Source organism: Opitutales bacterium (genome assembly GCA_013215165.1).
Lineage (GTDB): Bacteria > Verrucomicrobiota > Verrucomicrobiia > Opitutales > JABSRG01 > JABSRG01.
The window spans coordinates 1-21943 of sequence record JABSRG010000028.1 but is presented as its reverse complement, the minus strand read 5'-3'; the positions used below and the strand labels follow the sequence as shown (position 1 = coordinate 21943).

Sequence of the window (21943 nt, the reverse complement as noted above, 5' to 3'; positions counted from 1 at the left end):
CTTTTCTTTCGAATGAGATGACTTTCCGATCTTCTGATGTGGTGATCACATCACGAGTTAGGTTAGCGCGCAACCTGAGTGACTTTCCATTTCCTGGCAGAGCCAGTTCGGCCCAAAATAGAGACGTTTTGTCGCGGTGTCGTGACGCAGTCTGTGACCTTCGTCCGATGGAGAGTGGAGAATTTGTCCCGATGGAGGACCTAAGTGATCTAGAGCGGCAAGTTTTGGTAGAGCGCCATCTCATAAGCCGTGAGTTGTGTGAGTCTAATGGCTCAGCAGTGATGCTTTCGAAAGATCGTTCCTGCGCAATTATGATCAATGAGGAAGATCACTTCCGTATGCAGGTATTGCTCCCCGGTTTTTCTCTCAAGGAAACCTGGAAGACGATGTCAGAAATAGACACCGCGCTGGAGCGTCATCTCGAATTTGCTTTTTCGCTGAAGCTCGGCTATCTCACAGCCTGCCCCACCAATCTGGGAACTGGCCTGCGCGCAAGTATGATGTTGCATTTGCCTGGGCTCGTGATGTCCAACCTGATGGACAAAGTGGTCCGCTCTGTTAATCAACTTGGCATCGCAGTCCGTGGTCTCTATGGGGAAAGTTCCGAGGCGTCAGGGAGCCTCTTTCAAATTTCCAACCAGCAAACTCTTGGCGAGGAGGAAGGGCATATAATCGAACGCTTGAGCAATGTCCTCAAGACGGTGATCGAGCATGAAACGAATGCGCGTCTCAAGCTCGTGGAAGGGAATAAGGCACGTATCTTCGACAAGATTGGCCGTGCCTTCGGGATTTTGCAGAATGGGCACCTTTTAAGCTCAAATGAGGCAATGAATTCTTTGTCATTGGTTCGACTTGGTTTGGACCTCGGGTTGATTCCTGAGGAACACAGGCTAATGTTAGACCAATTATTCATCGAATGTCAGCCAGCGCACATACAATTGCGCGCTGGAGCTGAAATTTCGCCCGATGAGCGCGACTTACTAAGAGCAACCCGAGTTCGCGAAGCTTTTCAAAACTTACCGAAGCTCGGATTTGACCGATTTGAATTATCTGCACTGTGAAAGGAGAGAAGCTAGCATATGGAACCGATGAATAACTTTACCCCCCGCGCCCAGCAAGTTTTAGCACTAGCGCGAAAAGAGGCGGACCGTTTCCACCACAATTATGTGGGCACGGAACACCTGTTATTGGGCTTAATCAACCTTGGGCAGGGAGTAGCCGTCAACGTTCTGCAAAAGATGGGACTCGACCTCGAAACGGTGCGCAATGCCGTTGAGAAACAAGTGGGTAGTGGCCCAGATACTAAACCTTCTGGAAACATTCCCTACACACCACGCGTTAAAAAAGTGCTCGCTTTATCTGGAAAAGAGGCGAAAGCGCTCAACCACAGCTACGTAGGCACAGAGCATATTTTATTGGGTCTCTTGAGAGAAGGCGAAGGTGTTGCGGCTCGGGTGTTGAAATCATTGGATGTCGACATTGATCGTTGCCGTAATGAGATCCTTGCCGAGCTCGACCCCAACTTTACGGGCGGAGATCCTGATGAAGGGCCTGCAAATGCTGGAGGTTCGAGCGGAGGTGGAGCACAGCCCGTCGGAGGAGGCGGCGGCGACGAAAAGAAGGATGTCAAAACACCAGCCCTCAAAGCTTTCGGCCGTGATTTGACCGAGCTCGCCATGAAGGGCGATCTAGATCCGGTTATCGGACGGAAAAAGGAGATCCGCCGCGTCATTCAGATTCTCTGCCGCAGAACGAAGAATAACCCAGTTCTTATTGGCGAAGCGGGGGTGGGTAAGACCGCCATCGTAGAAGGCTTAGCCTTGGAAATTTCTAGCGGCGTGGTGCCAGAGATCCTCGCTGACAAGAAAGTCATCACACTTGACCTGGCCCTAATGGTTGCCGGAACGAAGTATCGCGGCCAATTTGAAGAACGTATCAAGGCGGTGATGGATGAGATCCGTCGCACGAAAAACGTTATTCTTTTCATCGACGAGTTGCACACCATCGTGGGTGCGGGTGCGGCCGAGGGAGCAATGGACGCTTCAAATATTTTTAAGCCTGCTCTCAGCCGTGGTGAGCTGCAATGCATCGGAGCCACGACGCTTGCCGAATATCGCAAATATATTGAGAAGGACAGCGCGCTGGATCGTCGCTTCCAGTCGGTCAAAGTCGATGCACCGAGTGTCGAAGATTCGGTGCAGATTCTCAAGGGTATCCGTCACAAATACGAGGAGCACCACAAGGTTGTCTTTACCGACAAGGCTATTGAGTCGGCCGTCAAGATTTCTGATCGGTATGTCAACGGACGCTTTTTACCAGATAAGGCGATCGACGTGCTCGATGAAGCTGGAGCCCGAGCGCGTATTGATTCTCTAAAGCGTCCACCTGAAATCGAAAGCCTCAGCGATGAGATAGATGAGGTGTGCGCCAAAAAAGAGGACGCGATTTCAAAGCAGGACTTCGAAGAGGCAGCCAAATTCCGTGATCGCGAGAAGCATCTCCGTGCTCACCGAGAAGAGGTATTGGACGATTGGAAAAAGAACCGCGAGGAGCAACAGATCACCGTCGACGATGAGGATATGATGCGCGTGGTTTCGGATTGGACCGGTATCCCACTCAACCGCATGGAGCAAAAAGACAGCAAAAAGCTGCTTGAGCTGGAATCGGACCTGCAAGGTGAACTCATTGGCCAAGACGTTGCAACGGAGGTTATTGCCAAGGCACTCCGCCGTTCACGCGCAGATCTGAAAGATCCGCGTCGCCCGATTGGTTCTTTTATGTTCCTCGGACCTACTGGGGTCGGTAAGACACATTTGGCTAAGATCCTTGCGGACCGCATGTTCGGTGATCAGGACGCTATCATTCAGATCGACATGTCGGAATACATGGAGAAGTTCAGCGTTTCCCGTTTGATCGGCTCGCCTCCTGGTTATGTCGGTTACGAAGAAGGCGGTCAGCTTACCGAGGCAGTGCGTCGCAAGCCCTACAGTCTCGTTCTTTTTGATGAGATCGAGAAGGCACATCCTGATGTCGTTCAGTTGCTCTTGCAGGTGCTCGAAGATGGACGCCTGACCGATAGTTTGGGTCGCAAGGTAGACTTCCGGAATACCATCCTCATCATGACGTCCAACGTCGGTGCGGAAATTCTTCAGAAAAATAACACCCTCGGCTTCAGCATAGACCCTGACGGGCATGACGATTTTGAAAAGGTGAAGAGTAAGATCCTGGATGAGACCAAGAAGGTCTTCAAACCAGAGTTCCTCAATCGCCTCACCGAGATCGTTATCTTCCAAGGCCTCAAAAAGAAGCACATGAAGCAAATCGTGGAGCTCGAGCTGAAAAAAGTCAGCAAGCGTCTTGCTGAGCACAAAATGACCTTTGAGTTCACCGAAGATGCTAAGGACTTCCTGATCGAAAAGGGTTACGACGACAAGTATGGGGCTCGTCCGCTACGCCGCGCCGTAGAGCGATACCTCGAAGACAACCTCGCGGAGTCGCTTCTTCGTGGAGACGTCAAAAAGGGTGAGCCTCTTCTCGTGGTTCTCAATAAGGCAGGTGACAATCTCGACTTTGAAGCCCTTGAAGATGCCGCGCCCAGCGTCGGATCTTCGGACGTTTAGGTAACTAAAGATCGGTCAAACATCTTTCACATGCGCTCTTTCCTCCAGGTAAGAGCGCATTTTTTGTCCGCAGACTTTGGACATCGCGTGTAAAATAGACCCACTTCGCCATGATGATAGTCGCTTTGCTGTCTTGACGGCAAAGCGATTCGTCCGATCATCTAAAAGTGCGTACGACGGTCACAATAGAACCGGACAATCAGCATCTTTTAGAGGAGGAAATGACACGGACGGGTTTGTCCTTTAAAGAGGTCTTAAACAGATCCATTCGCCGTGGCCTGTTGCTAGACTCTGAAGACAAGATAAAGGTTGAGCCATTATTTTTGAATAGTCTGCCATCCGAGTTTTCAGAGGTAAATTGGAATCATATCGCTGAATTATGGGATGACGAGGAAACGCTACGAGAACTCAAGCGATGATTCTACCTGACATCAACTTGCTGCTCTACGCCCACAATCTCGAAGTTCCCCAACATGCGCGCGCAAAGGACTGGTGGGAAACCACGTTAAACGGAAATGAACTCATCGGTCTCCCCACGAAGTGATGCTGGGGTTCGTTAGAATTGCCACGAATCCAAGGCTACGAGATGCGTCGCGCGCGCACCGTGGTTGATACATGGCTGAGCTCGCCAGTCGCACGGATATTGACTCTTCAAGAGAACCACATGCAGGAAGTTATCCGATTAATGGCTGAGTCTAATTGCAGCGGTTTATTGGCCTCAGATGCTTCACTTGCAGTCTATGCCATGAAACATCGCGCAGTGCTTCATTCGAATGACAGCGATTTCAGCAGGTTTTCAGGATTGAATTGGAGAAACCCACTTGTTGTTTAGGCCCGCCGTAAGTGTTTTCCGCCAATTTAAAAGCGCGCTGCTCTAGAATAATATCCCGCGATCGTTGCGCTTACAGTGTGGTGTGGCTGCGGATGTGGTGCTCGATCATAGTGGCAAGTTCGTTGAGGCGAATAGGCTTAGAAATATAATCATTCGCTCCTGCATCGATGCACGTTTCTCGGTCGCCTTCCATAGCCATGGCCGTCATCGCGATGATGGGGATATAGCGCCCGGTGGGGTCTCTGCGAATGAGGCGGATCGCTTCGAAACCGTCCATGCCGGGCATCTGGATATCCATCAGAACTAAATCGGGTTGTGCAAATAAGGCGCGTTCGACAGCTGACTTTCCGTCGGAGGCGGTGAGCACTTCGTAGTTTCTGGAGACTAGGAAGTCTCTAACTAGCTGCTGGTTTTTTAGATGATCATCCACGACCAGGATGGCTCGACTTTCGAGTGAGATGGTGGTGGGCGAATCGTTAAGGTTTGCTTGAGCTTCGGGTTCGCGCGTCGCCAACGGAGTCCGACCCACATCGCCGCGCGGCAGGGTGACAGAGAAACGACTTCCGACCCCCTCATCGCTGAATACATCGATGAATCCACCGTGAATTTGAGTCAGTTCGCGAGCGAGTGAGAGGCCGAGGCCGCTACCATCTTGTTTGCGACTGTTCCCTGAATCCAGTTGAACGAAGGGCTCAAAAAGGCGATTCATCTGAGCTTTGGGAATCCCAGGCCCTGTATCTGCGACCGCGAAAGTCAGGATATCAGCCTCTTCATCCTCTGTGACTTCTAGAGACACGATTCCACCGATTGGCGTGAACTTTACCGCATTGGAGAGTAAGTTGACGAGTACTTGTGAAAAGCGCCGTCGATCACAGGCCAAGGTTCCAGACAACCCATCGATGCTGCATCTGAGATCGATGTTTTTGCGTTCAGCCTGTTGTTTGAGAAGATCGAGGCTAGCATCGCAGAGTTCTTTGACGGATACCGGGGCCTTTCCGGGGCCTTTTTCAGTTCTACTTTTCCAGCTTCTATTTTGGACAGATCTAGGACGTCGTTGATCAGGGCGAGTAGGTGCTTGCCGCTGTCTTCTAAACTTTTGATCGATTTTGCCTGTAGAGTTGAAATGGGGCCATAGATCCCGTCTTGAACGGCCTCGGCTAGCATCAAGATAGAGTTCAGAGGAGTGCGCAGCTCATGGCTCATGGCAGCAACAAATTGGCTTTTACTCTGCGATGCCTTTTCGAGCTCTTCTTTCTGCTGTAAGAGTTTTTGATCGGAGTGCTGGTGCTCTGATACGTTTAGCCAGGTGATTGAGATATAAGTCTCCTCGCCCAAATGTATCGTTTTTCCAATCAGATGGAATCGATTGGTTTCTCCATTTTGTCTAATTTCTAATGAGATTTGGTCCGTAATCAGGTCCTCGATCTGCGCATGGATGGAAGTCCAAGAGAGACTGGCATCTTTTGATTTCAACCAGTCTTCCATATCTTGGCCGGGGCGTATCTCGAGATCATCGATAGCAGCTTCGTTCAGGATTTGGCACTGGCCCGAGGGTATGGCTACCAGGGTGGGTTCAGGGATTTGGTCGAGAACAATCCGCAGAAGCTGTAATCGGCGCTCGAGCCGGAAGCGATGTCTGATCTCTAAGTCTAACTGGTGTGATCGATCTTGGAGTTCGTTTTCTGCTAATTTGAGCTGTCGGTTGATATGAGCGCGCTCGGTGGATGCTTCGTTCATCTCGTTCAGTATTTCTTCGTGTATCGTGAGGACGCAATGACGTGTGTTGCTGTCAACTGACGGCACTTGAGTAACAGATAAGGACAGGCGAATGAAATGGCCGTCTTTATGGCACGCTCGGAAAGAATCGATACGCTGATTTTTCTCACCGATGGCGGCCTTTAACGCATGAATTGATTCCCGCGAGCTACCGTGACCTAAGACACTGACTACGCGTTTGCCGATCACATCACTAGCACTGTATCCGGTCAGCTGCGCGAATGCATGATTGATATGATGGATGATTACTCCGGTCGACTCGAGCGCTGCTATAATGATACCGGCGGTGCTCGACTCTACTGCTTGTTTAAACAGCCGTTGTTCCTGTTCTAGGTGATGTCTATGCGTGATGTCGGTGCAAGTGCCTACCCACGCCTCAAGACTGCCTCGAGTGCCCCATTGCGGTCTAGCTTCTTCCTGAATCCAACGGATGTCGCCATCATGCCTAATCAGTGGATAGGTCTGGGAGAACGAAGCGGGTTCTTCGCGTCGTCTATTGAGTCGTTCTAGCAGCTCGCTTCGATGTGACTTCGGAACGCCTTCTAGCCAGCGTTGGCCTGATTCTTCGTCGCGTGTAGATTGTCTAAATGCGTGCCAGGTTTCGTTGAAAGCAATGCGTCGCGAGGGGTCTGCTTCGGATCTCCAAACCATGCTGGGCATGGCATCAAGCATTTGCTGATAAAAGGCATGTGTCTGCTGCAATGCCGTATACCTTTCGTGTTCAACCAAGTCGTTACTCAGGCGCTCGGCTGCTAAATCCAGCAGAGACTGCACGCGAAAAACATCTTTAATCTCACGCTCACTCACGCAGATGAGGACTCCGAGGATGCGTTCATCTGATCCCAAAATGGCTCTGAAAAGAAGGGATTGTCCACGTGGAAAATTTCCTGACCACTCGGCTGGAATTTGTTTTGGAAAGGCGATGAATTTATGCGTTTGGAGTGCGTCCCATGGCTGACTTCCTAAGTGAAATGTCTGTGAGTTGTCATGACCGTTGACAGGATGGCTCGACGCCTCAGTGATTTGCCATCGAGGTCGATCTTCGACGGGTATGGTTAGCAAAACCTGGGCGCGTTCAATTGCTCCAGCAAGCTCCTGAACCGTTTGCGAATAAAGTTGTTTACCCGATAGGCTGGTGGCTGCAACGACTGCTTTGAGGCTGAGCGCGTGTTGCCTGTGCTCCGAGATGTCACGTGCCTGGATAATTTGAGTGAACGAACTATCACTAAATTCCAGCTTGGTTTGGTCTCCTTCGATGGATGAGCCGTCATGGGGGCCGTTCGTATAGTGGAGATGGAAGTGCCCATCGGCGACCTGTGAGAGGGGTTCGTCCAGATTGCGCAGCAATGGACTCGGTTCTTTGAGAATACGCTCAAGGTCTATGTTGAGCCATTTTCGAGCGGGAGCATTGGCATAGATCAGTTCCCCTTCTGCTCCTGTAGCGATCCAGATTTTAGGGGAATGATCATAGAGTCGCCCCATTTGACGCACCTGCTCTTTATGTAGGCCCTTACGTTTGAATATGCTGTACCCTCTGCTTTTAAGTATGAGGCCTAAAATTGTCGTGGTGGCGACTATGGCAGACAGTTGGGTCAGGGCTGAAAGCCACAAAGTGCTTTTCATGGCGAGCAAAGCTGGAAAGGTGAAGATCCCCATAAACATCGAGCAGATAACAACGAACCTCCGCAGTTATTCTTGAGGGTATGGAGATCAAGAAACCGAGGTGCGTTGTCAGGCTTCGGAGACCTGCGCGATGAGAACTTTATCTAAAGCAAAGCACCGGAATCCGGCAGCGCCGAATCATCTCTGTCGTGGTGCTGCCTATGAGTAGATGGCGGATTCGGCTGTGTCCGTAGGCGCCCATCATCATAAGGTCGATGCTTTGTTGCTCGACGTAGCTCGCAATCATATCTTCTGGCTCGCCGCCGAGAGCCTGGCAAATCGGCGACAGGCCTGCATTTTTGAGCTCACGTTCAGCGTCGCGGAGATATCCAGCGTAGCGCTCGGAGTGACCTTTCTCGGCGACGGAAACGACGTGCAGCTCCGCGTCGCGGAACATGGCATTGTCACGGATGTAGAGCAGGGCCTTTTCCCCGCTTTTGCTGCCGTCGTAGGCGAAGAGGACTTTGGAAACAGCCTGGAATTCGCGTGACGTTACAAGCACGGGAACATGGCTCGCTCGGACAATGCGTTCCATTTTTGACCCCAGGTGGCCAGAAGCAAAATCAGCATGCTCGCCGCGTTTGCCGGCTACGATGAGGTCTTTAAGGCTCTGCATCTCCTCCACAGTATCGACGATAAAGCCGGTGCGATGCTCAAATTTGCGGCGATCTTCTGGGAAGTCGGCAGCATCTAGAAAGTCAGTAACTGCGTTACTAATGATTTTGGCCTTTTGTTTCTCCATCTCCTGGATTTGGGGAATAATACCTTGGTAGGGTTGGATACCCAGGCTACCGGAGAGATCTGCAAAGACGGGGGCCTCAAACTGATGCAGATCCGAGACATAGACCGTATGAATATCCGCATCATTTACTGTGGCCCACCAAGCGGCGTAAGCGCATGCAGGTTGTGTGTAGTGAGACCCATCAACGCAGAGAAGGAGGTGTTTCATAACGCCCTAGTTAAACGATCTTTCCACCCGTTTGTTAACTAGATTGGAGTCGAATAGATCGAGATATTAATCTTGTTTCTAGGGTAGATCAAAAAACGTATTTTTGTAGCACCCGCACCTGGCTGTAGTGCTTGTTTTGACTAAGGGCAGATCTTTGTGCCGCTGGGGACAGTTTTGTCTTTTTTGACGATAATTACACCGTCCCGGACCATCAGTTCTTCGGTTTCCCAGAGGTCCTCTTTTCCCGCAGGGTCAAGGATGACGCCGTCACCGATACGCGCGTTTTTATCGAGTATGGCGTTCTTGATTTTGCAGTTTTTTCCGATTCCCATCGGGGGAATTCCTGCGGCTTTTGCTTCTTCGATCTCTTCTAGGGTTTCAAACGAGTCAGCCCCCATCATAACGACATGATCGAGTTTGGAGCCTTCGTTGATCACGGAGCGAATACCAATGACAGACCGTATGATCTCCGCCTTACTGATGATGCTACCGTCACTGACGATCACCCTGTCAAAGGTGCCTCCGTTAACCTTTGCCGCGGGGAGGTAGCGGGCATGCGTATACACTGGATTTTGTGTATCGAAGAAATTGAATGGGGGTACTGGATCCGTGAGGCGGAGGTTGGCGTCGAAGAAGGCTTTCACCGTTCCAATATCCTCCCAATAGCCTTCATAGACGTAGGCGTAGAGAGCTTTTTTGCCGAGAAGATCAGGGATGATTTCTTTGCCGAAGTCGGTCTCTTGGCAGTCAAGCGCCGTGGAAAGTGCTTGGGCGTTAAAGACATAGATGCCCATATTGGCGAGGCATTGGTCGCCTGACGGAGGGCATTTGACCCGGTTTTTCACCGAGTCGCCGACGACAAGGCCGGCAATAACCGAAGGATCTGTAGGTTTTTCGACAAATTCTTCGATCGCCATGTTTTCCTGGATTCGCATCAACCCTAGGCCTTGGACCTCAGCTTTGGGAAGAAGCGTGCCTGCGATGGTCACGTCAGCACCGGTATCTCGGTGTTGAGCGATCAATGCTTCGAAATCCATCCGATAGAGCTGGTCTCCTGAGAGAATCAACACGAGATCGCCGTCATTGAGATCGAAGTGCATCATATTTTGGCGCACAGCGTCGGCGGTGCCCTGATACCAATTTGCTCCGCTGTCAGTCTGCTCCGCGGCCATGATATCTACAAATCCCCCAGCAAACGCATCAAACTTGTAACTATCTTGGATGTGGCGATGTAAGGAAGCTGTGTTGAACTGAGTTAGGACGAAAATGTTGTTCAGCCCAGAGTTGAGACAATTACTGATGGGGATGTCCACTAAGCGATACTTTCCAGCTAGCGGAACTGCTGGTTTACAGCGCAGTTTTGTGAGGGGAGAGAGACGGGTGCCGCGGCCTCCGCCCATGACCACGCAAATGACTTTGCTTTTCATACTATTGCTAAGGTGGACTGATTTTTTTGGGGATTAAATGAGGAGCTTAAGACAAGATGACGACTGATTTTAAGCAAAGAAGTTTTCTGTTAGGCGGAAAAATTTTGCATCCTTTAAACGTTTGTTACGCATACTCCATATTTCAGAGATTGCGCGCGGGGGTTGAGAGGGTATGTCTCAAACCATGTGTGGCATCGTAGGCTATGTGGGCAAAAAGCGCGCGTCGAACATCCTGATCGAAGGGCTGAAGCGTCTCGAGTACCGAGGCTATGACTCTGCGGGGGTCAGTCTGTGGAAGCCTGAGACTATTCTTACGCTTAAAAAAACCGGCCGGGTGGAGAACGCCGCCCAGCTAGTTCAGGAGTCGGGTCAGGATAGTAGATTGGGCATCAGTCACACGCGTTGGGCAACTCATGGTGGTGTCACCGATGTCAATGCGCACCCGCATCTCAGTTCAGATGGTCTTATCAGCATCGTTCACAACGGGGTGATCGAGAACCACGATAGCATACGCAATTTCCTAGAATCCAAAGGCTACAGTCATCAGTCGCAGACAGATACGGAAGTCCTGGCTAATTTGATTTCTTATCACTATCACAAGCAGCCGCAAGAGGAGGGAGAATCTCGCTTGGTAGAATCAGTGAGGAAGTCATTGCTCCATGTGAAGGGTACCTACGGATTGGCAGTGATGTGCGTCGACACGCCAAATGAACTAGTTGGTGCGGCACAGAGCTCTCCGTTGATTGTCGGTGTTGGGCAGGGCGAAAATATGCTCGGCAGTGACGTAGCTGCTTTTGGTGGTCGAACTACCAACGTCGTTTATCTCAATGATGGCGAGGTCGTTGGCCTGGCTCCGGACGATTTTTATATCAAAACAATTCACGATGTCTCGGTGACTCCTACCCTGAGCCAGGTCGAATGGAATGACACCAGCATCGAGCTCGGTCGTTTTAACCATTACATGGAGAAAGAGATATTCGAGCAGCCCATAGCTCTCGAAAACGCTATGCGGGGTCGCTTCTCTGATGATGGATCGACGGCACGTTTCGGTGGGCTCAATCTATCGCCTCAAGAATGGCGACAGGTTGACCGAATGATCCTTTTAGGTTGCGGCACGGCCTGGATCGCATGCTTGGCTATCGAGTCGCTCATCGAACGGTACGCGCGCATGCCAGTTGAGGTCGATTATGCCAGCGAGTTTCGCTACCGTAACGCGCCGCTCGATAAGCACACGCTTTGTCTTGTGGTTAGCCAGTCTGGAGAAACTGCCGATACCTTGGCAGCCCTCCAGGAGGCCAAGCGCAAGGGGCACCGCGTGCTGGCGATTACCAACGGGGTCGGCTCCACCATTGCCCGAACGACGGACGGAGGTATCTTTCAATATGCTGGTCCAGAGATTGGGGTAGCTTCGACAAAGGCATTTACCTCGCAGATCCTCATCGGAGCCATGATGGCGCTCTACATCGCGCGTATGCGTGACATGAGTGTCGCTGATGGAGAAGACTTCGTAACAGGGCTCAAAGAGGCTCCGGATCTCGTGCAACAAATCCTCGATAATGCTGATAGCATCAAACAGATTGCAGAAAAATACGCAGATGCCTCTGATTTCTTGTTCCTTGGGCGTCAGCGTATGTTTCCCATTGCCCTGGAAGGAGCCCTCAAGCTCAAAGAGATTTCTTACATTCATGCAGAGGGTTATCCTGCTGCTGAGATGAAGCATGGGCCCCTCGCTTTGATCAGTGAGGACTGTCCGAGTGTCTTTTTTACGACCAGTGGGGAGATCCATCAAAAGTCGCTCGCAAATATGCAGGAGGTCAAAGCACGGGGTGGACCGGTGATTTGTATCGCGCCTGAGAGTGTTGAGATACCACAGGGATTGGTTGATGATTTGATACGGGTGCCTGATGCACATGAGGCGGTGGAGCCGATCCTAGCAACCGTACCTGTTCAGCTATTGAGCTACTACGTGGCTTGCACTCGTAGCTGCGATGTCGATAAACCTCGTCATTTGGCAAAATCAGTCACGGTAGAGTGATTTGCCGTGCTCCGACTATGAAGCTTTCACTTTCTCAAGATGCCTTTGTATCTGCAGCAGCAGATCATAATCTCATTCCCATACATACCGATTTCACGGCCGATAGCCTGACGCCTCTTTCAGCTTATGCGCGTCTCGCTGCTGAAGGTGGACCGTCATTCCTGCTCGAGAGTATTTCAGGAGGAGAGCACCTTTCGCGATACAGCTTCCTAGGTAGTCGTCCGCGCAAGCGCATTGTTGTTTTTGAAGAGGAGACGCGCATCGTTCATAAAGACGGATCTATCGAGACGGTGGAGACGCCGAACGACCCCCTTGAACTCATCGAGGCGGACATGGCTCAGTACTCGATCCTTCCCGTTGCCGACTTGCCTCCCTTTATCGGCGGAGCCGTAGGTGGCTTAGCCTACGAATACATTCATCGGGTCGAAAACACCGTACCCGCTGCCAAAGGTGCCGGATTGGAGACACCGCTCCTGTATTACTTGATTACCGACTCCGTAGTCGTCTTCGATCATGCCTACCAACAGCTCAAGATCGTCGTCAATGCCCATGTCGACGGGGATCCCGCTGCTGCCTACGATCGGGCGATTAGCGAGATTGAAGCTATCATCGAAGTGTTGCGCGCACCTTCACCGCTCAAACCCTTGCCCATTCCTGAGCCAGAAGTCACGGTGCCGTCGGCTGCGAGTAATGTGTCGCAAGCGTCGTTCGAGGCGGGAGTTTTGGCGGCCAAAGAGTATATCAAGGCGGGGGACATTTTTCAGGTCGTGCTATCGCAACGCTTTGAAGAACCCTTCGATGGTTCACCCCTAGATCTGTATCGCGTCGTGCGTATGGTTAATCCGTCGCCCTATATGTTTATCATTCAGGCAGAGGATTTCGCTTTGGTAGGGGCATCGCCGGAAGTGCATTATCGATTGCAAGATGACCGTGTGACCATTCGCCCCATTGCTGGCACGCGGCCGCGGGGTAAGACATCCGAGGAGGATCGCTTTTACGAAAGAGATCTCCTTGCGGACGAGAAAGAACGTGCCGAGCACCTCATGCTTGTCGATCTCGCACGGAACGACATCGGCCGTGTCTGCAAGATGGGGACCGTCAGCGTCGAGGATTTCATGGTCGTCGAGCACTACAGCCACGTGATGCACATTGTCTCTCAAGCTGAAGGCGATCTAGCTGAAGGCAAAAATGCTTATGATGTCATGCGGGCGACTTTCCCGGCCGGCACCGTCAGCGGAGCTCCCAAAATTCGGGCTATGCAAATTATCGCTGAATACGAGCCGGAACGCCGCGGCTTTTATTCGGGAGCAGTAGGTTATTTTTCCTACGATGGCAGCCAAGATTCCGCCATCGCCCTGCGGACAGCCGTAGTAAAAGACGGCAAAGTCTACATCCAGGCTGGAGCGGGCGTCGTCGCCGATTCAGACCCCACCGCAGAATACACGGAATGTGTTAATAAGAGCCGTGCTCTAGTCCAGTCTGTGCGTCTCGCGCGGAAGATGCTGTGACTAGAATGACAACGTCTAGTCTGTGAACAGCGCCTGCGCGTTCATGCATGCCCGCAAAGCTCTATCGGAAGATATTCAGCATATCTTCCGAAATCCTTATCTTTGGTCAGGATTTGTGATTTCCATTCTACAGCGCAGGCGCAAATGAGAAAGTCGGTGTGTGAACCTTGGAATCCCTGGCTGCGACACAGATTGAAAAAAGAAGCCGCCATTTCAAAAATAGATTCCTCAATCCGGCTACTAGGAAAGTTCCTCATCAAATCTCTGATTTCTTCATAGCGCTCACGTTCTCGTATCCCTGAAAGCACCTCTTGTCGAATTGGGCCGATCATGATGATGGAGTCTTCTTCGATAAGGTCCTTCAACAGCATCACGCTCTTGGATTTTTGGCCTTTGGAGCGGAACGCCTCAGACCAAACATCTGAATCGACGATAACCACCGAGCTTACCTGCGGTGATTCTTTGGTTCGTAATCTTCAAAATAATCGACTGTCCCGAACACCTCCAAAACTTTTTTCTGTTCACGCTTAACGATGAACTCTCTCAAAGCCTCATTTACAGTGTCTTTCTTTGTTTTCTTCCCTCCCACTTTCAAGGCTTTGGACAGAAGTTGGTCGTCGATGGCTAAGTTCGTTGGCATGTGTAAAAATCTACACAATGATGCCACCCCGTCAATTCACTTTCAGAGGAACAGTATTGTTGGGATGTGACCGCGAGAACGATTGCTTTGAAGTGCCTCAAACCTTCATAACGCAATGGCTGTCGCCATCACTCTACGCATGTGATCCGAGCTCAAAATAAGATCTCCGGTGATTGGATTGGCCCAAGAGCTCAATTCTGTAAAACATTGCCTTGACTAAAACTACGAGCAGAGCACCGTCCATTGTTTTTCTTTATCCATGGCGAACAAACCACAGGCTTTAAAATACATCCGCAAGACTGCCACACGCACTGCGGCCAACCGTCACATCCGCAGTGAACTTCGCACCCTTGCCAAGAAGGTGCAAGCCGCTTCCGGTGGCGAGGACAAGGATGCTGCTAAGGAAACTGCGCGTCTCTACGTATCTGCGCTGGATCGTGCAGTGAAGCGTAACGTCATTCACAAGAACAAGGCGAATCGTCATAAATCTGAAGTGGCTCCTTTGTTCGCATAGATACGGACTGACCTACTCTCTGAACCTTCAGTGTCTACTGAAGGTTTTTTTGTGCCCGCATCATGCCTTTTGCAGCTCATCTTGGATTTCCCCCTCCCCTTCTGGGAGATCATGCAGTGCGGCTGCGCGCGTGCTACGAGCCCGGAGCGTGGTTGGCTTTGGAGAAGCCAGCGGGTATCTGGGCGCGCCCAGATACGGGAAGCGGCAAAGTCGCCCCATCCATGGACGAAGGGATTTGGAAACAACTTGGCCGAGATCTTCCTTCGTGGAATGCACTGGAAGTGGAATCAGGATTTAGACCGAAGACAGTATTCCCGATGGATCTAGCGGTCTCGGGAATTGGACTCTGGGGCCTGAGTGATGCTTGGTCTGAGCGTCTGCGTAACGTCTATGGGTCAGGACAGGGTGTATTTGTATTCGAGCTGTTTAGCTCGAGGAACGGGGAGATCGATGACGTGTTTGAAGTCGATTTACCCATCGCTCAACATCTGCAAGAGCCGGATCGTTGGTTGGTATCTCATTCCACCGGCAAAAAGGCTCAGACGCGATTTGAGCGTATCCATATTTGGGAGCGAGCTGGGGTAGAGCTTTGGCGGGCAGAGACAAATTTTTTGCGCGGTCATCAGATCCGCCTTCACGCTACTGAAGCGGGAGTGCCCATTTTGAATGATTCGGTATATGCGATCGATATGCTGTCGCCGTCATTAGCGGAGCTAAAGAAGCGGCGCGTGGCTAAACGTGCGGAAGCGAGCTTGCCGATTTGGGCTGAATTGAATCTGCATTTGGTGAGTTTTTCCTGTGGGGATATCGGATCGATCGGCTTCGAACGGCCGAGGCCCATGCAAACACTCTTGCGCAAGCTCAAGGAATTCGGGAAATGATGGGCGTGTCTGCCATGTCTTCAACAACCGCTATCATTATCCCAGCTCGCCTGTCCTCGCAGCGTTTCCCTCGTAAGCTACTCTATCCGATCGCGGGGAAACCGCTCATTCTTTGGACCGCTGAGAACGTAACCCATGCCGTGCCCGAGTATCCTACTTACTTCGCGGTCGAGGACCAGGAACTCGTCGAACTGTTAGAAGGCGCGGGATTCAATGCTATATTGACCGGTCAGCATGCGAGTGGGACAGATCGCATCGCGGAGGCAAATAAAACGGTAGGCGCGGATGTAGTCATCAATATTCAAGCCGATGAACCCCTCACTGGAGCAAGGCATGTGTCTAAACTTGCTGAATTGATGACGCCCGAAACGAGTATGGGCACCTTGGCCCATAGCATCATAGACAGAGCCACTTTCGAAAATCCCAATCGAGTAAAGGTCGTATGTGGTCGCGATGGGGAGGCTCTGTATTTCTCCCGTGCACCTATCCCCTGGCCGCGTGACGGCGGAAGCGAGTCAATGCCACCGATGGCAGCTCTCCACCTTGGAATGTATGCTTACACCAAGCCCTTTTTAGAGGCCTTTGGTCAGCTGCCCATGGGTGAGCTAGAGCAAGTGGAAAAATTAGAACAACTGCGTGCTTTGGAAAACGGTTTCAAAATCCGCGTCGGCCTGACCGAAGATCCGGGTTTTGGTGTCGATACACCGGAGGACGCAGCGCGGCTCGAAGCGATGCTGGCAGGTTAGACTCGGATATGCGGCTCATCACCCGCCTTTTTCGAGCAGCCCCAGCTTTTTCAGTTTCGGAACCGCGATATTGACGACGTAGCGATCGCGTGGATTGCGTTTCGCATAGTCCTGATGGTATGGCTCAGCCAGGTAGAATGTTTGGAGGGGGACAATTTCTGTCGCGACGGGTTTTTCGAGTTGGCCACTGGCTTCGAGGGCAGCCTTTGAGGCTTCTGCAGTCTCCTTCTGTTCAGGGGAAGCATAGAGAATAATGGAGCGATATTGACTCCCAAAATCGGGCCAAACTCCGTCGGGATTGGTCACATCATGAGTGGTCCAAAAAAATTCTACCAACTCGCTGTAGCTTGTTTTTTCAGGGTCCCAAGTTACTTGTACCACCTCCGCATGGGATGTCCGGCCGCGGGCGACGTCTTTATATTTAGGATCAGGCTCGGTACCGCCGGCATAGCCACTGACTACGTCGACCACACCCGGTAATGCCTCATAAAAAGCTTCGACACACCAGAAACAGCCAGCGCCGAAAACGGCAGTCTTAGTGTCAGCACTGTGAAGGGTGTGGAACGCGGATGCGCCGAAGATAAGGCAGAGGAAGGTGATCGGGGTTTTCATGTGAACAATGGCAGATACTGCGTATAGCCTTCTTGTTCCAATTCTTCCACCGGAATGAAGCGGAGAGATGCTGAATTGATGCAGTAACGTTGGCCGGCCGGACCCGGTCCATCGGGGAATACATGTCCGAGGTGGGAATCTCCAGACTTACTGCGGACCTCTGTGCGTATCATGCCATGTGAGGTATCATCTACCTCTTCGATTAATGCCGCGTCGATCGGGCGTGTAAAGCTGGGCCAGCCTGTTCCAGAGTCGAACTTGTCTTTGGAGGAAAAGAGAGCATCTCCAGAAATGCGGCAGACGTAGATGCCATTGGCCTTGTTGTTCCAATACGCGTTCTGAAAAGCAGGTTCAGTCCCACAAAGCCGAGTGATGCGGTACTCCTCTGGACTGAGTTGATCATCAGGTGTGTGCATACGGACAAAGCGAATGTCGGACTGACTCAGGGTCAAGGATGTGGGAAAGTTCCAGTCTTCCTTGCGTCTAATACCTCTGGGTTGATCGGAGTCGTGGTATCGATCTGCCTGTAGTACTGGAGGCGTTCCCACAGGGCATTATGTTTGAATACAAAATCCCCTATGCTGATGCTTCTGCGAGGAGTGCTTCGTCCATGTCGAAGTTGGAGTGGACGGCCTTGACGTCTTCGAGGTCGTCAAGCACCTGGATGAGGCGAAGAACCTGGCGAGCGATGCCGACTTCTGTGATGGGAGTGAGCGAGTTGGGAATGTAGACCATCTCGCCACTTTCAGTCTGAATGCCGGCATCTTCTAGCGCTTGTGTTAGCGCGTCAAATTCGGCGAGCGTACAAGTAACTTCGTAGTGGTCTTCTTTGTTTTCGACATCTTCAGCACCAGCATCCAGAGCAAGCATCATCAACTCGTCCTCGTCAGCGACGTTTGCTGCATCGATAAGGAATTGGCCTTTTCGCTGAAAGTTAAAAGCAAGGGCTCCCGCACCGGCAAGATTGCCCCCATTTTTTGAAAAGGAACTGCGGATTTCTCCAGCGGAGCGATTCTTATTGTCGGTAGTGACTTCAACAATGATGCCGACTCCGCCCGCCGCATAGCCTTCGTAAACCAGCTCTTCGATGATGGCGCCTTCGATCTCTCCGGTGCCTTTTTTGATGGCACGATCGATGTTGTCGGCGGGCATGTTTGCACCCTTAGCTTTGAGCAAGGCGGTGCGCAGGCGTGGGTTCATATCCGCGTCACCGCCACCAGCGCGCGCTGCCAAGGTCAGCTCTTTACTGATAACGCTGAAGATCTTGCCGCGTTTGGCGTCAACGGCCGCTTTATGTCGTTTGGTGGTGGCCCATTTACTATGTCCTGCCATGTCGAGTAATTGTTCTTTAGAGTGGGGAAAATTAAGAATCTTTGCTGCGCTTTTTCTTGCGGAGTTTCGCGGCACCGTCGCCCACTGGCTTGGCTTCACTTACCTTCTTTTCGGCTTGTTCCTCGTCGATTTTATCAAGCTCGGGCTGAACAGATCGGTTTACAAAGAAGAGTTGAAGCATCGAGAGAAGATTGTTTGCAATCCAGTAAAGGGAGAGCGCAGCGGCGAACTTATAGAGGAAGATGACAAAGATCCATGGCATGAAGCGCATCATCTTTTGCATCATCAACTGTTGTTCATCCATGGTTGCCGTCGGCTGCGGCATCATGCGCATTTGGAGATAGGAGGTCGCGCCGTAAAGGATGGGTAAGATGTTAAAAGCAAAGCCACCCAGGAGAGGAATCGCTTCTGGGAAAATGTAGAGCATGTCTGGCTGTGCTAGGTCGTCCACCCAGAGGAATCCTGAAAGCCTCAGTTCCGACGCGGTTTTTAGCATACCAAAGAGACCGAAGAAGACAGGCATCTGAATCAGAATAGGTAGACACCCAGCGGCCATCGCGAGTGGGTTGACGTTGTTCTTTTGATACAACGCCATCATCTCCTTTTGGAGTTTCTGAGGATTGTCCGAATACTTTTCCCGCATCGCCTTCATAGGCTCAGCGATACCTTGCATCCGCTTTGCTGTAATTTTTTGGACGCGAATACCCTTGGAGGTGGGGATCCAGAAGATGAGCTTGATGCTCAGGGTGATCATGATGATTGCAACCCCCCAGTTGCCCACAAAGCCGTGGAACCAAGTCATCGCCAACAGCAGAAGCTCGCTGATCCAACCGAAGAAAGGGCCAAATTCCATGAGCTTCTCGGCGTCGACATCGAGATCGCGCAGCCTGCTGTATTCCTTGGGGCCGACGTAGTAGCCGAAGTCTATAGCAGCTTCTGCGTTTGCGGGGATGACCGGTGCGTCGAAACTGGCAGCACCAAAAGATCCAGCACTTCGGGCTCCAGCGACAAAGGGAGAACCATACGGAGCGCCTTCTGAGTATAGGGTTGTGCTCGCTTTGGGTGCATCTGGAATGATTGCCGCGGCAAAGTACTGATTCTTCACCGCCATCCAGCGGACGTTATTATAGGTCTCGCGGACAAATGGAACGGGCGTGATGGCTCCGATCCCGAAGACGCCTCCGCTGCCGGTGAAACGATTGACCGCAATTTTCTCCAAGTCCTCTGCAGCATAGGCAGAGACATTCAGGTATTGGTTTCTAGGGTCAGATTCGAGTGGATAGGCGGTGCCGAGGCTAAAGAAAAGTTGGGGTAACTGGATCGCGCTGTCGGTGTGGTTGATCAGCGTGGTGCTGTGGTCAATCAGGTAAGACTTTTCGGTGTCTTCGTTGAGCGTATAGGTCCTACGTATCGAGTAATCGCCTTTTGGAGAGTCCCATTGAAGAGAGATGCTCGTGTTTGTTTGAGCGATTACCAGGAATTCAGAGAGAAACGGGCTGAGTTCGTTGCCTTGATCGAAATAAAGGGCCAGCGCCGGGTGGATGGCGTTTTGGTTAAAAACATAGGCGTCCACATCGTTGTTTGGGTCAGTCTGTTTAAAATAGACCTCATATACACCAGCGCCTAGAGGAGAAATATCCGCGGCGATGAATTCGTTTTCCAAACGGATGCGCGGTGTGCGCGCGAGGGTGGTTTGAATCGGCTCTGTGCTGGCTTGTTCGGGAGCCTTCAAGGCTTCGGCTGGTGCAACGGAACCGTCGATAACAGATGGCGTGGGTGCCTCCGTGGCAACCGGGACTGGGGGACTCGAAGGGTCAGCGGGGGCAGGAGGTTCGGCCAGTGTGGGTGCGGGGGGCGAACTCTGCGGCTGCGTGTAAATCATGAGGGCCATGCCTGCGATAAAGCAGAGGAGGCCGATGGTGGTATTCTTCTTGTCCATGTATGCGAGAAAACGGGAGAGAGAAAGGAATTCGCTAGAGAGGGTCGATCATTCTTTTATCGCCGACGGCACGGACTCATCGATCAGTCCGGCCTTGCGACAGGCCGCAAGAAATTGAGTTTCGGTATCCTTGAACGGTTTGTCGATTAAGTGACGCCGTGCGACGAGCACGAGGTCTACGGATTTGTTGAAATTATGAGCGTGCCGCATGTAAAAGGCACGTAGGCGACGTTTGGCCAGGGCACGCATGACGGCATTGCCCACGCGTTTCGATGCGATCACTCCCACTCGGCTTGTAGGGCGTTCCGTGGCGAGCCATTGAAATACAAAAGAACCGAAGGTGAGTCGTTTACCTTCGGTTCTAAGCAAAGTGAATTCGGACTGCTTCCGAATCCGTCGCTGCGCATTCAAGCGCACGGCGTCAATTATTTCGCCCGGTTGCGGCGTACGGACGCAGTGAGACTCCAGCGGCCCTTCTGGCGACGGGCCTTGATGACCTTGCGCCCAGAGGCAGTAGAATTTCTTTTGCGGAAACCAAATTTGCGCGCGCGGCGTAGTTTTGAGGGTATGAAAGTGGGTTTCATGGCTAAATCGTAAAAAGATTAAAAGCATCGAAATGGCCTCGGCGTGTCAATGCTTTTTGCTGAGTGACTCCCAGCGGGGGTGTGACAAGAAGTGCCACGCAAACTGATGTTTTGTAGGGTTATCGCAAGAGCGATTGCCGGCGTGCGAATCAAAGCTCAAGTAGAGCAATGGCTGTCGCCATCACACTACGCGTCTTATCCGCGTTCTTCAGCTCCCTCCTATGCTGATGCATCTCATTCTCCAATTCCCCCATCGTTCGAAATCTCTCACGGAGGCAGCAAGGCACAGAGAAAAGTTTTGCAAGCGGTTCCACCTGGGCTACACCTTAGCACGTGAACCTGCCGACTCTCCAACAATAAGGGGCATGACGCAACTAATACTCCACCCGATCCCAACCCATATCCAACCGGTGGCACTAATACCGTTTAACGCCACTATCTAGGGACCTAAGCATAGTGCGAAAATATGGAAATTACTGAACTGCCCTTTAACTCATTTATCGGCATCGAAAGGTCCACCAAAGACGGATTTATCCTGGCACTTCCAGATGACAAGAAATACACAAACCATCTGAGAACAGTTCATGCCAGTGCCCTAGTTGCGTTAGCTGAAGCAACAAGCGGCGAGTGTTTAGTCGAGCTATCCAAAAGATTCTTCTTTGACGTTATCCCTTTAGTCAGTCGCCTGGAGACGAAATTCAGAAAACCAGCCAATGGCGGTATTCATTCAAAATACAGAATTGAAGATGGAAAAGAAGAAGAGTTTCTAAACCAACTTCAAAACAAAGGAAGGTCCATTCTTCCAATCCAGGTCACAGCCATCCCATAGGGATGCGCTAAAAAATTAAAAAGTGGTTGGCTCTGGCGGACTTCCGATCAAGGAAGT

The 21943-nt window shown here is 51.4% G+C and carries 21 protein-coding genes; 9 read left to right on the top strand and 12 right to left on the bottom strand.

Features of this window, described 5'->3' with window-relative positions:
- The first annotated feature begins 17 nt into the window (after nt 1-17).
- The 3 genes from HRU10_07595 to HRU10_07585 all read left to right on the top strand — a co-directional run bounded on the left by HRU10_07595 (nt 18) and on the right by HRU10_07585 (nt 4452).
- Nucleotides 18-1061 carry a protein arginine kinase gene (locus HRU10_07595; protein ID NRA27095.1) on the top strand — a complete coding sequence of 348 codons (1044 nt, stop codon included), beginning with the start codon at nt 18-20 and terminating at the stop codon, nt 1059-1061.
- An 18-nt stretch (nt 1062-1079) separates the two neighbouring features.
- On the top strand, nt 1080-3620 hold the full coding sequence (locus HRU10_07590; GenBank protein ID NRA27094.1) for an ATP-dependent Clp protease ATP-binding subunit: 2541 nt from the start codon (nt 1080-1082) through the stop codon (nt 3618-3620).
- A 562-nt stretch (nt 3621-4182) separates the two neighbouring features.
- Nucleotides 4183-4452, top strand: coding sequence for a PIN domain-containing protein (locus HRU10_07585; protein ID NRA27093.1), 270 nt, complete (start codon nt 4183-4185; stop codon nt 4450-4452).
- A 70-nt stretch (nt 4453-4522) separates the two neighbouring features.
- Here HRU10_07585 and HRU10_07580 read toward each other — a convergent pair whose 3' ends face one another.
- The 4 genes from HRU10_07580 to HRU10_07565 all read right to left on the bottom strand — a co-directional run bounded on the left by HRU10_07580 (nt 4523) and on the right by HRU10_07565 (nt 10266).
- Nucleotides 4523-5332: a response regulator gene (locus HRU10_07580; protein NRA27092.1), complete on the bottom strand. Its 810-nt coding sequence runs from the start codon at nt 5330-5332 to the stop codon at nt 4523-4525.
- The gene (locus HRU10_07575) at nt 5272-7851 is read right to left on the bottom strand and encodes a PAS domain S-box protein (protein ID NRA27091.1); all 2580 of its coding nucleotides are present in this window, start codon (nt 7849-7851) and stop codon (nt 5272-5274) included. Before HRU10_07575 ends, HRU10_07580 begins: the two co-directional genes overlap by 61 nt.
- 139 nt (nt 7852-7990) lie before the next feature.
- Entirely contained in the window at nt 7991-8839 is an 849-nt protein-coding gene (locus tag HRU10_07570) for a universal stress protein (protein NRA27090.1), read from the bottom strand.
- Nucleotides 8840-8979: 140 nt separating this feature from the next.
- A complete protein-coding gene (locus HRU10_07565) occupies nt 8980-10266 on the bottom strand; it encodes a glucose-1-phosphate adenylyltransferase (GenBank protein NRA27089.1) in 1287 nt (428 codons plus the stop codon).
- A gap of 184 nt (nt 10267-10450) precedes the next feature.
- On the opposite strand from HRU10_07565, the gene glmS reads away from it, so the two are divergent.
- Nucleotides 10451-12301, top strand: a complete 1851-nt coding sequence (glmS, locus tag HRU10_07560) for a glutamine--fructose-6-phosphate transaminase (isomerizing) (GenBank protein ID NRA27088.1) — start codon at nt 10451-10453, stop codon at nt 12299-12301.
- A 17-nt stretch (nt 12302-12318) separates the two neighbouring features.
- On the top strand, nt 12319-13809 hold the full coding sequence (gene trpE, locus HRU10_07555; GenBank protein NRA27087.1) for an anthranilate synthase component I: 1491 nt from the start codon (nt 12319-12321) through the stop codon (nt 13807-13809).
- Between the two features lie 41 nt (nt 13810-13850).
- Here trpE and HRU10_07550 read toward each other — a convergent pair whose 3' ends face one another.
- The gene (locus tag HRU10_07550; protein NRA27086.1) at nt 13851-14249 is read right to left on the bottom strand and encodes a PIN domain-containing protein; all 399 of its coding nucleotides are present in this window, start codon (nt 14247-14249) and stop codon (nt 13851-13853) included.
- Nucleotides 14250-14254: 5 nt separating this feature from the next.
- On the bottom strand, nt 14255-14449 hold the full coding sequence (locus HRU10_07545; GenBank protein NRA27085.1) for a type II toxin-antitoxin system VapB family antitoxin: 195 nt from the start codon (nt 14447-14449) through the stop codon (nt 14255-14257).
- A 259-nt stretch (nt 14450-14708) separates the two neighbouring features.
- On the opposite strand from HRU10_07545, the gene rpsT reads away from it, so the two are divergent.
- From rpsT to kdsB, 3 genes are all read left to right on the top strand, one after another.
- A complete protein-coding gene (gene rpsT, locus HRU10_07540) occupies nt 14709-14963 on the top strand; it encodes a 30S ribosomal protein S20 (protein ID NRA27084.1) in 255 nt (84 codons plus the stop codon).
- 62 nt (nt 14964-15025) lie between these two features.
- Nucleotides 15026-15844 carry a hypothetical protein gene (locus tag HRU10_07535; protein NRA27083.1) on the top strand — a complete coding sequence of 273 codons (819 nt, stop codon included), beginning with the start codon at nt 15026-15028 and terminating at the stop codon, nt 15842-15844.
- Complete coding sequence (gene kdsB / locus HRU10_07530; protein ID NRA27082.1) at nt 15844-16590, top strand: 3-deoxy-manno-octulosonate cytidylyltransferase; 747 nt, start codon at nt 15844-15846, stop codon at nt 16588-16590. The genes HRU10_07535 and kdsB overlap by 1 nt, the downstream gene beginning before the upstream one ends.
- A gap of 18 nt (nt 16591-16608) precedes the next feature.
- Here the strand turns inward: kdsB and msrA are convergent, their stop codons facing one another.
- The 6 genes from msrA to rpmH all read right to left on the bottom strand — a co-directional run bounded on the left by msrA (nt 16609) and on the right by rpmH (nt 21057).
- Nucleotides 16609-17202, bottom strand: a complete 594-nt coding sequence (gene msrA, locus HRU10_07525) for a peptide-methionine (S)-S-oxide reductase MsrA (GenBank protein NRA27081.1) — start codon at nt 17200-17202, stop codon at nt 16609-16611.
- Entirely contained in the window at nt 17199-17618 is a 420-nt protein-coding gene (gene msrB, locus HRU10_07520) for a peptide-methionine (R)-S-oxide reductase MsrB (protein ID NRA27080.1), read from the bottom strand. The genes msrA and msrB overlap by 4 nt, the downstream gene beginning before the upstream one ends.
- 160 nt (nt 17619-17778) lie before the next feature.
- On the bottom strand, nt 17779-18534 hold the full coding sequence (locus tag HRU10_07515) for a YebC/PmpR family DNA-binding transcriptional regulator (GenBank protein ID NRA27079.1): 756 nt from the start codon (nt 18532-18534) through the stop codon (nt 17779-17781).
- A gap of 31 nt (nt 18535-18565) precedes the next feature.
- A complete protein-coding gene (gene yidC, locus HRU10_07510) occupies nt 18566-20473 on the bottom strand; it encodes a membrane protein insertase YidC (protein ID NRA27078.1) in 1908 nt (635 codons plus the stop codon).
- A gap of 48 nt (nt 20474-20521) precedes the next feature.
- Nucleotides 20522-20842 (bottom strand): ribonuclease P protein component, encoded by a 321-nt coding sequence (gene rnpA, locus HRU10_07505; GenBank protein NRA27077.1) that lies wholly within the window; start codon nt 20840-20842, stop codon nt 20522-20524.
- Between the two features lie 56 nt (nt 20843-20898).
- Nucleotides 20899-21057: a 50S ribosomal protein L34 gene (rpmH, locus tag HRU10_07500; protein NRA27076.1), complete on the bottom strand. Its 159-nt coding sequence runs from the start codon at nt 21055-21057 to the stop codon at nt 20899-20901.
- A gap of 466 nt (nt 21058-21523) precedes the next feature.
- On the opposite strand from rpmH, the gene HRU10_07495 reads away from it, so the two are divergent.
- Nucleotides 21524-21886, top strand: a complete 363-nt coding sequence (locus HRU10_07495) for a DUF4442 domain-containing protein (GenBank protein ID NRA27075.1) — start codon at nt 21524-21526, stop codon at nt 21884-21886.
- Nucleotides 21887-21943: the final 57 nt, after the last annotated feature.

Bases quoted from the DNA above. Each gene is read 5' to 3' on its own strand.
- HRU10_07570 (NRA27090.1), bottom strand. From the start codon at position 8,839: ATGAAACACCTCCTTCTCTGCGTTGATGGGTCTCACTACACACAACCT.
- HRU10_07590 (NRA27094.1), top strand. From the start codon at position 1,080: ATGGAACCGATGAATAACTTTACCCCCCGCGCCCAGCAAGTTTTAGCA.
- trpE (NRA27087.1), top strand. From the start codon at position 12,319: ATGAAGCTTTCACTTTCTCAAGATGCCTTTGTATCTGCAGCAGCAGAT.
- rpsT (NRA27084.1), top strand. From the start codon at position 14,709: ATGGCGAACAAACCACAGGCTTTAAAATACATCCGCAAGACTGCCACA.
- HRU10_07495 (NRA27075.1), top strand. From the start codon at position 21,524: ATGGAAATTACTGAACTGCCCTTTAACTCATTTATCGGCATCGAAAGG.
- HRU10_07565 (NRA27089.1), bottom strand. From the start codon at position 10,266: ATGAAAAGCAAAGTCATTTGCGTGGTCATGGGCGGAGGCCGCGGCACC.
- kdsB (NRA27082.1), top strand. From the start codon at position 15,844: ATGGGCGTGTCTGCCATGTCTTCAACAACCGCTATCATTATCCCAGCT.
- yidC (NRA27078.1), bottom strand. From the start codon at position 20,473: ATGGACAAGAAGAATACCACCATCGGCCTCCTCTGCTTTATCGCAGGC.
- HRU10_07595 (NRA27095.1), top strand. From the start codon at position 18: ATGACTTTCCGATCTTCTGATGTGGTGATCACATCACGAGTTAGGTTA.
- HRU10_07515 (NRA27079.1), bottom strand. From the start codon at position 18,534: ATGGCAGGACATAGTAAATGGGCCACCACCAAACGACATAAAGCGGCC.
- msrA (NRA27081.1), bottom strand. From the start codon at position 17,202: ATGAAAACCCCGATCACCTTCCTCTGCCTTATCTTCGGCGCATCCGCG.
- rpmH (NRA27076.1), bottom strand. From the start codon at position 21,057: ATGAAACCCACTTTCATACCCTCAAAACTACGCCGCGCGCGCAAATTT.
- msrB (NRA27080.1), bottom strand. From the start codon at position 17,618: ATGCACACACCTGATGATCAACTCAGTCCAGAGGAGTACCGCATCACT.
- HRU10_07545 (NRA27085.1), bottom strand. From the start codon at position 14,449: ATGCCAACGAACTTAGCCATCGACGACCAACTTCTGTCCAAAGCCTTG.
- glmS (NRA27088.1), top strand. From the start codon at position 10,451: ATGTGTGGCATCGTAGGCTATGTGGGCAAAAAGCGCGCGTCGAACATC.
- HRU10_07575 (NRA27091.1), bottom strand. From the start codon at position 7,851: ATGAAAAGCACTTTGTGGCTTTCAGCCCTGACCCAACTGTCTGCCATA.
- HRU10_07535 (NRA27083.1), top strand. From the start codon at position 15,026: ATGCCTTTTGCAGCTCATCTTGGATTTCCCCCTCCCCTTCTGGGAGAT.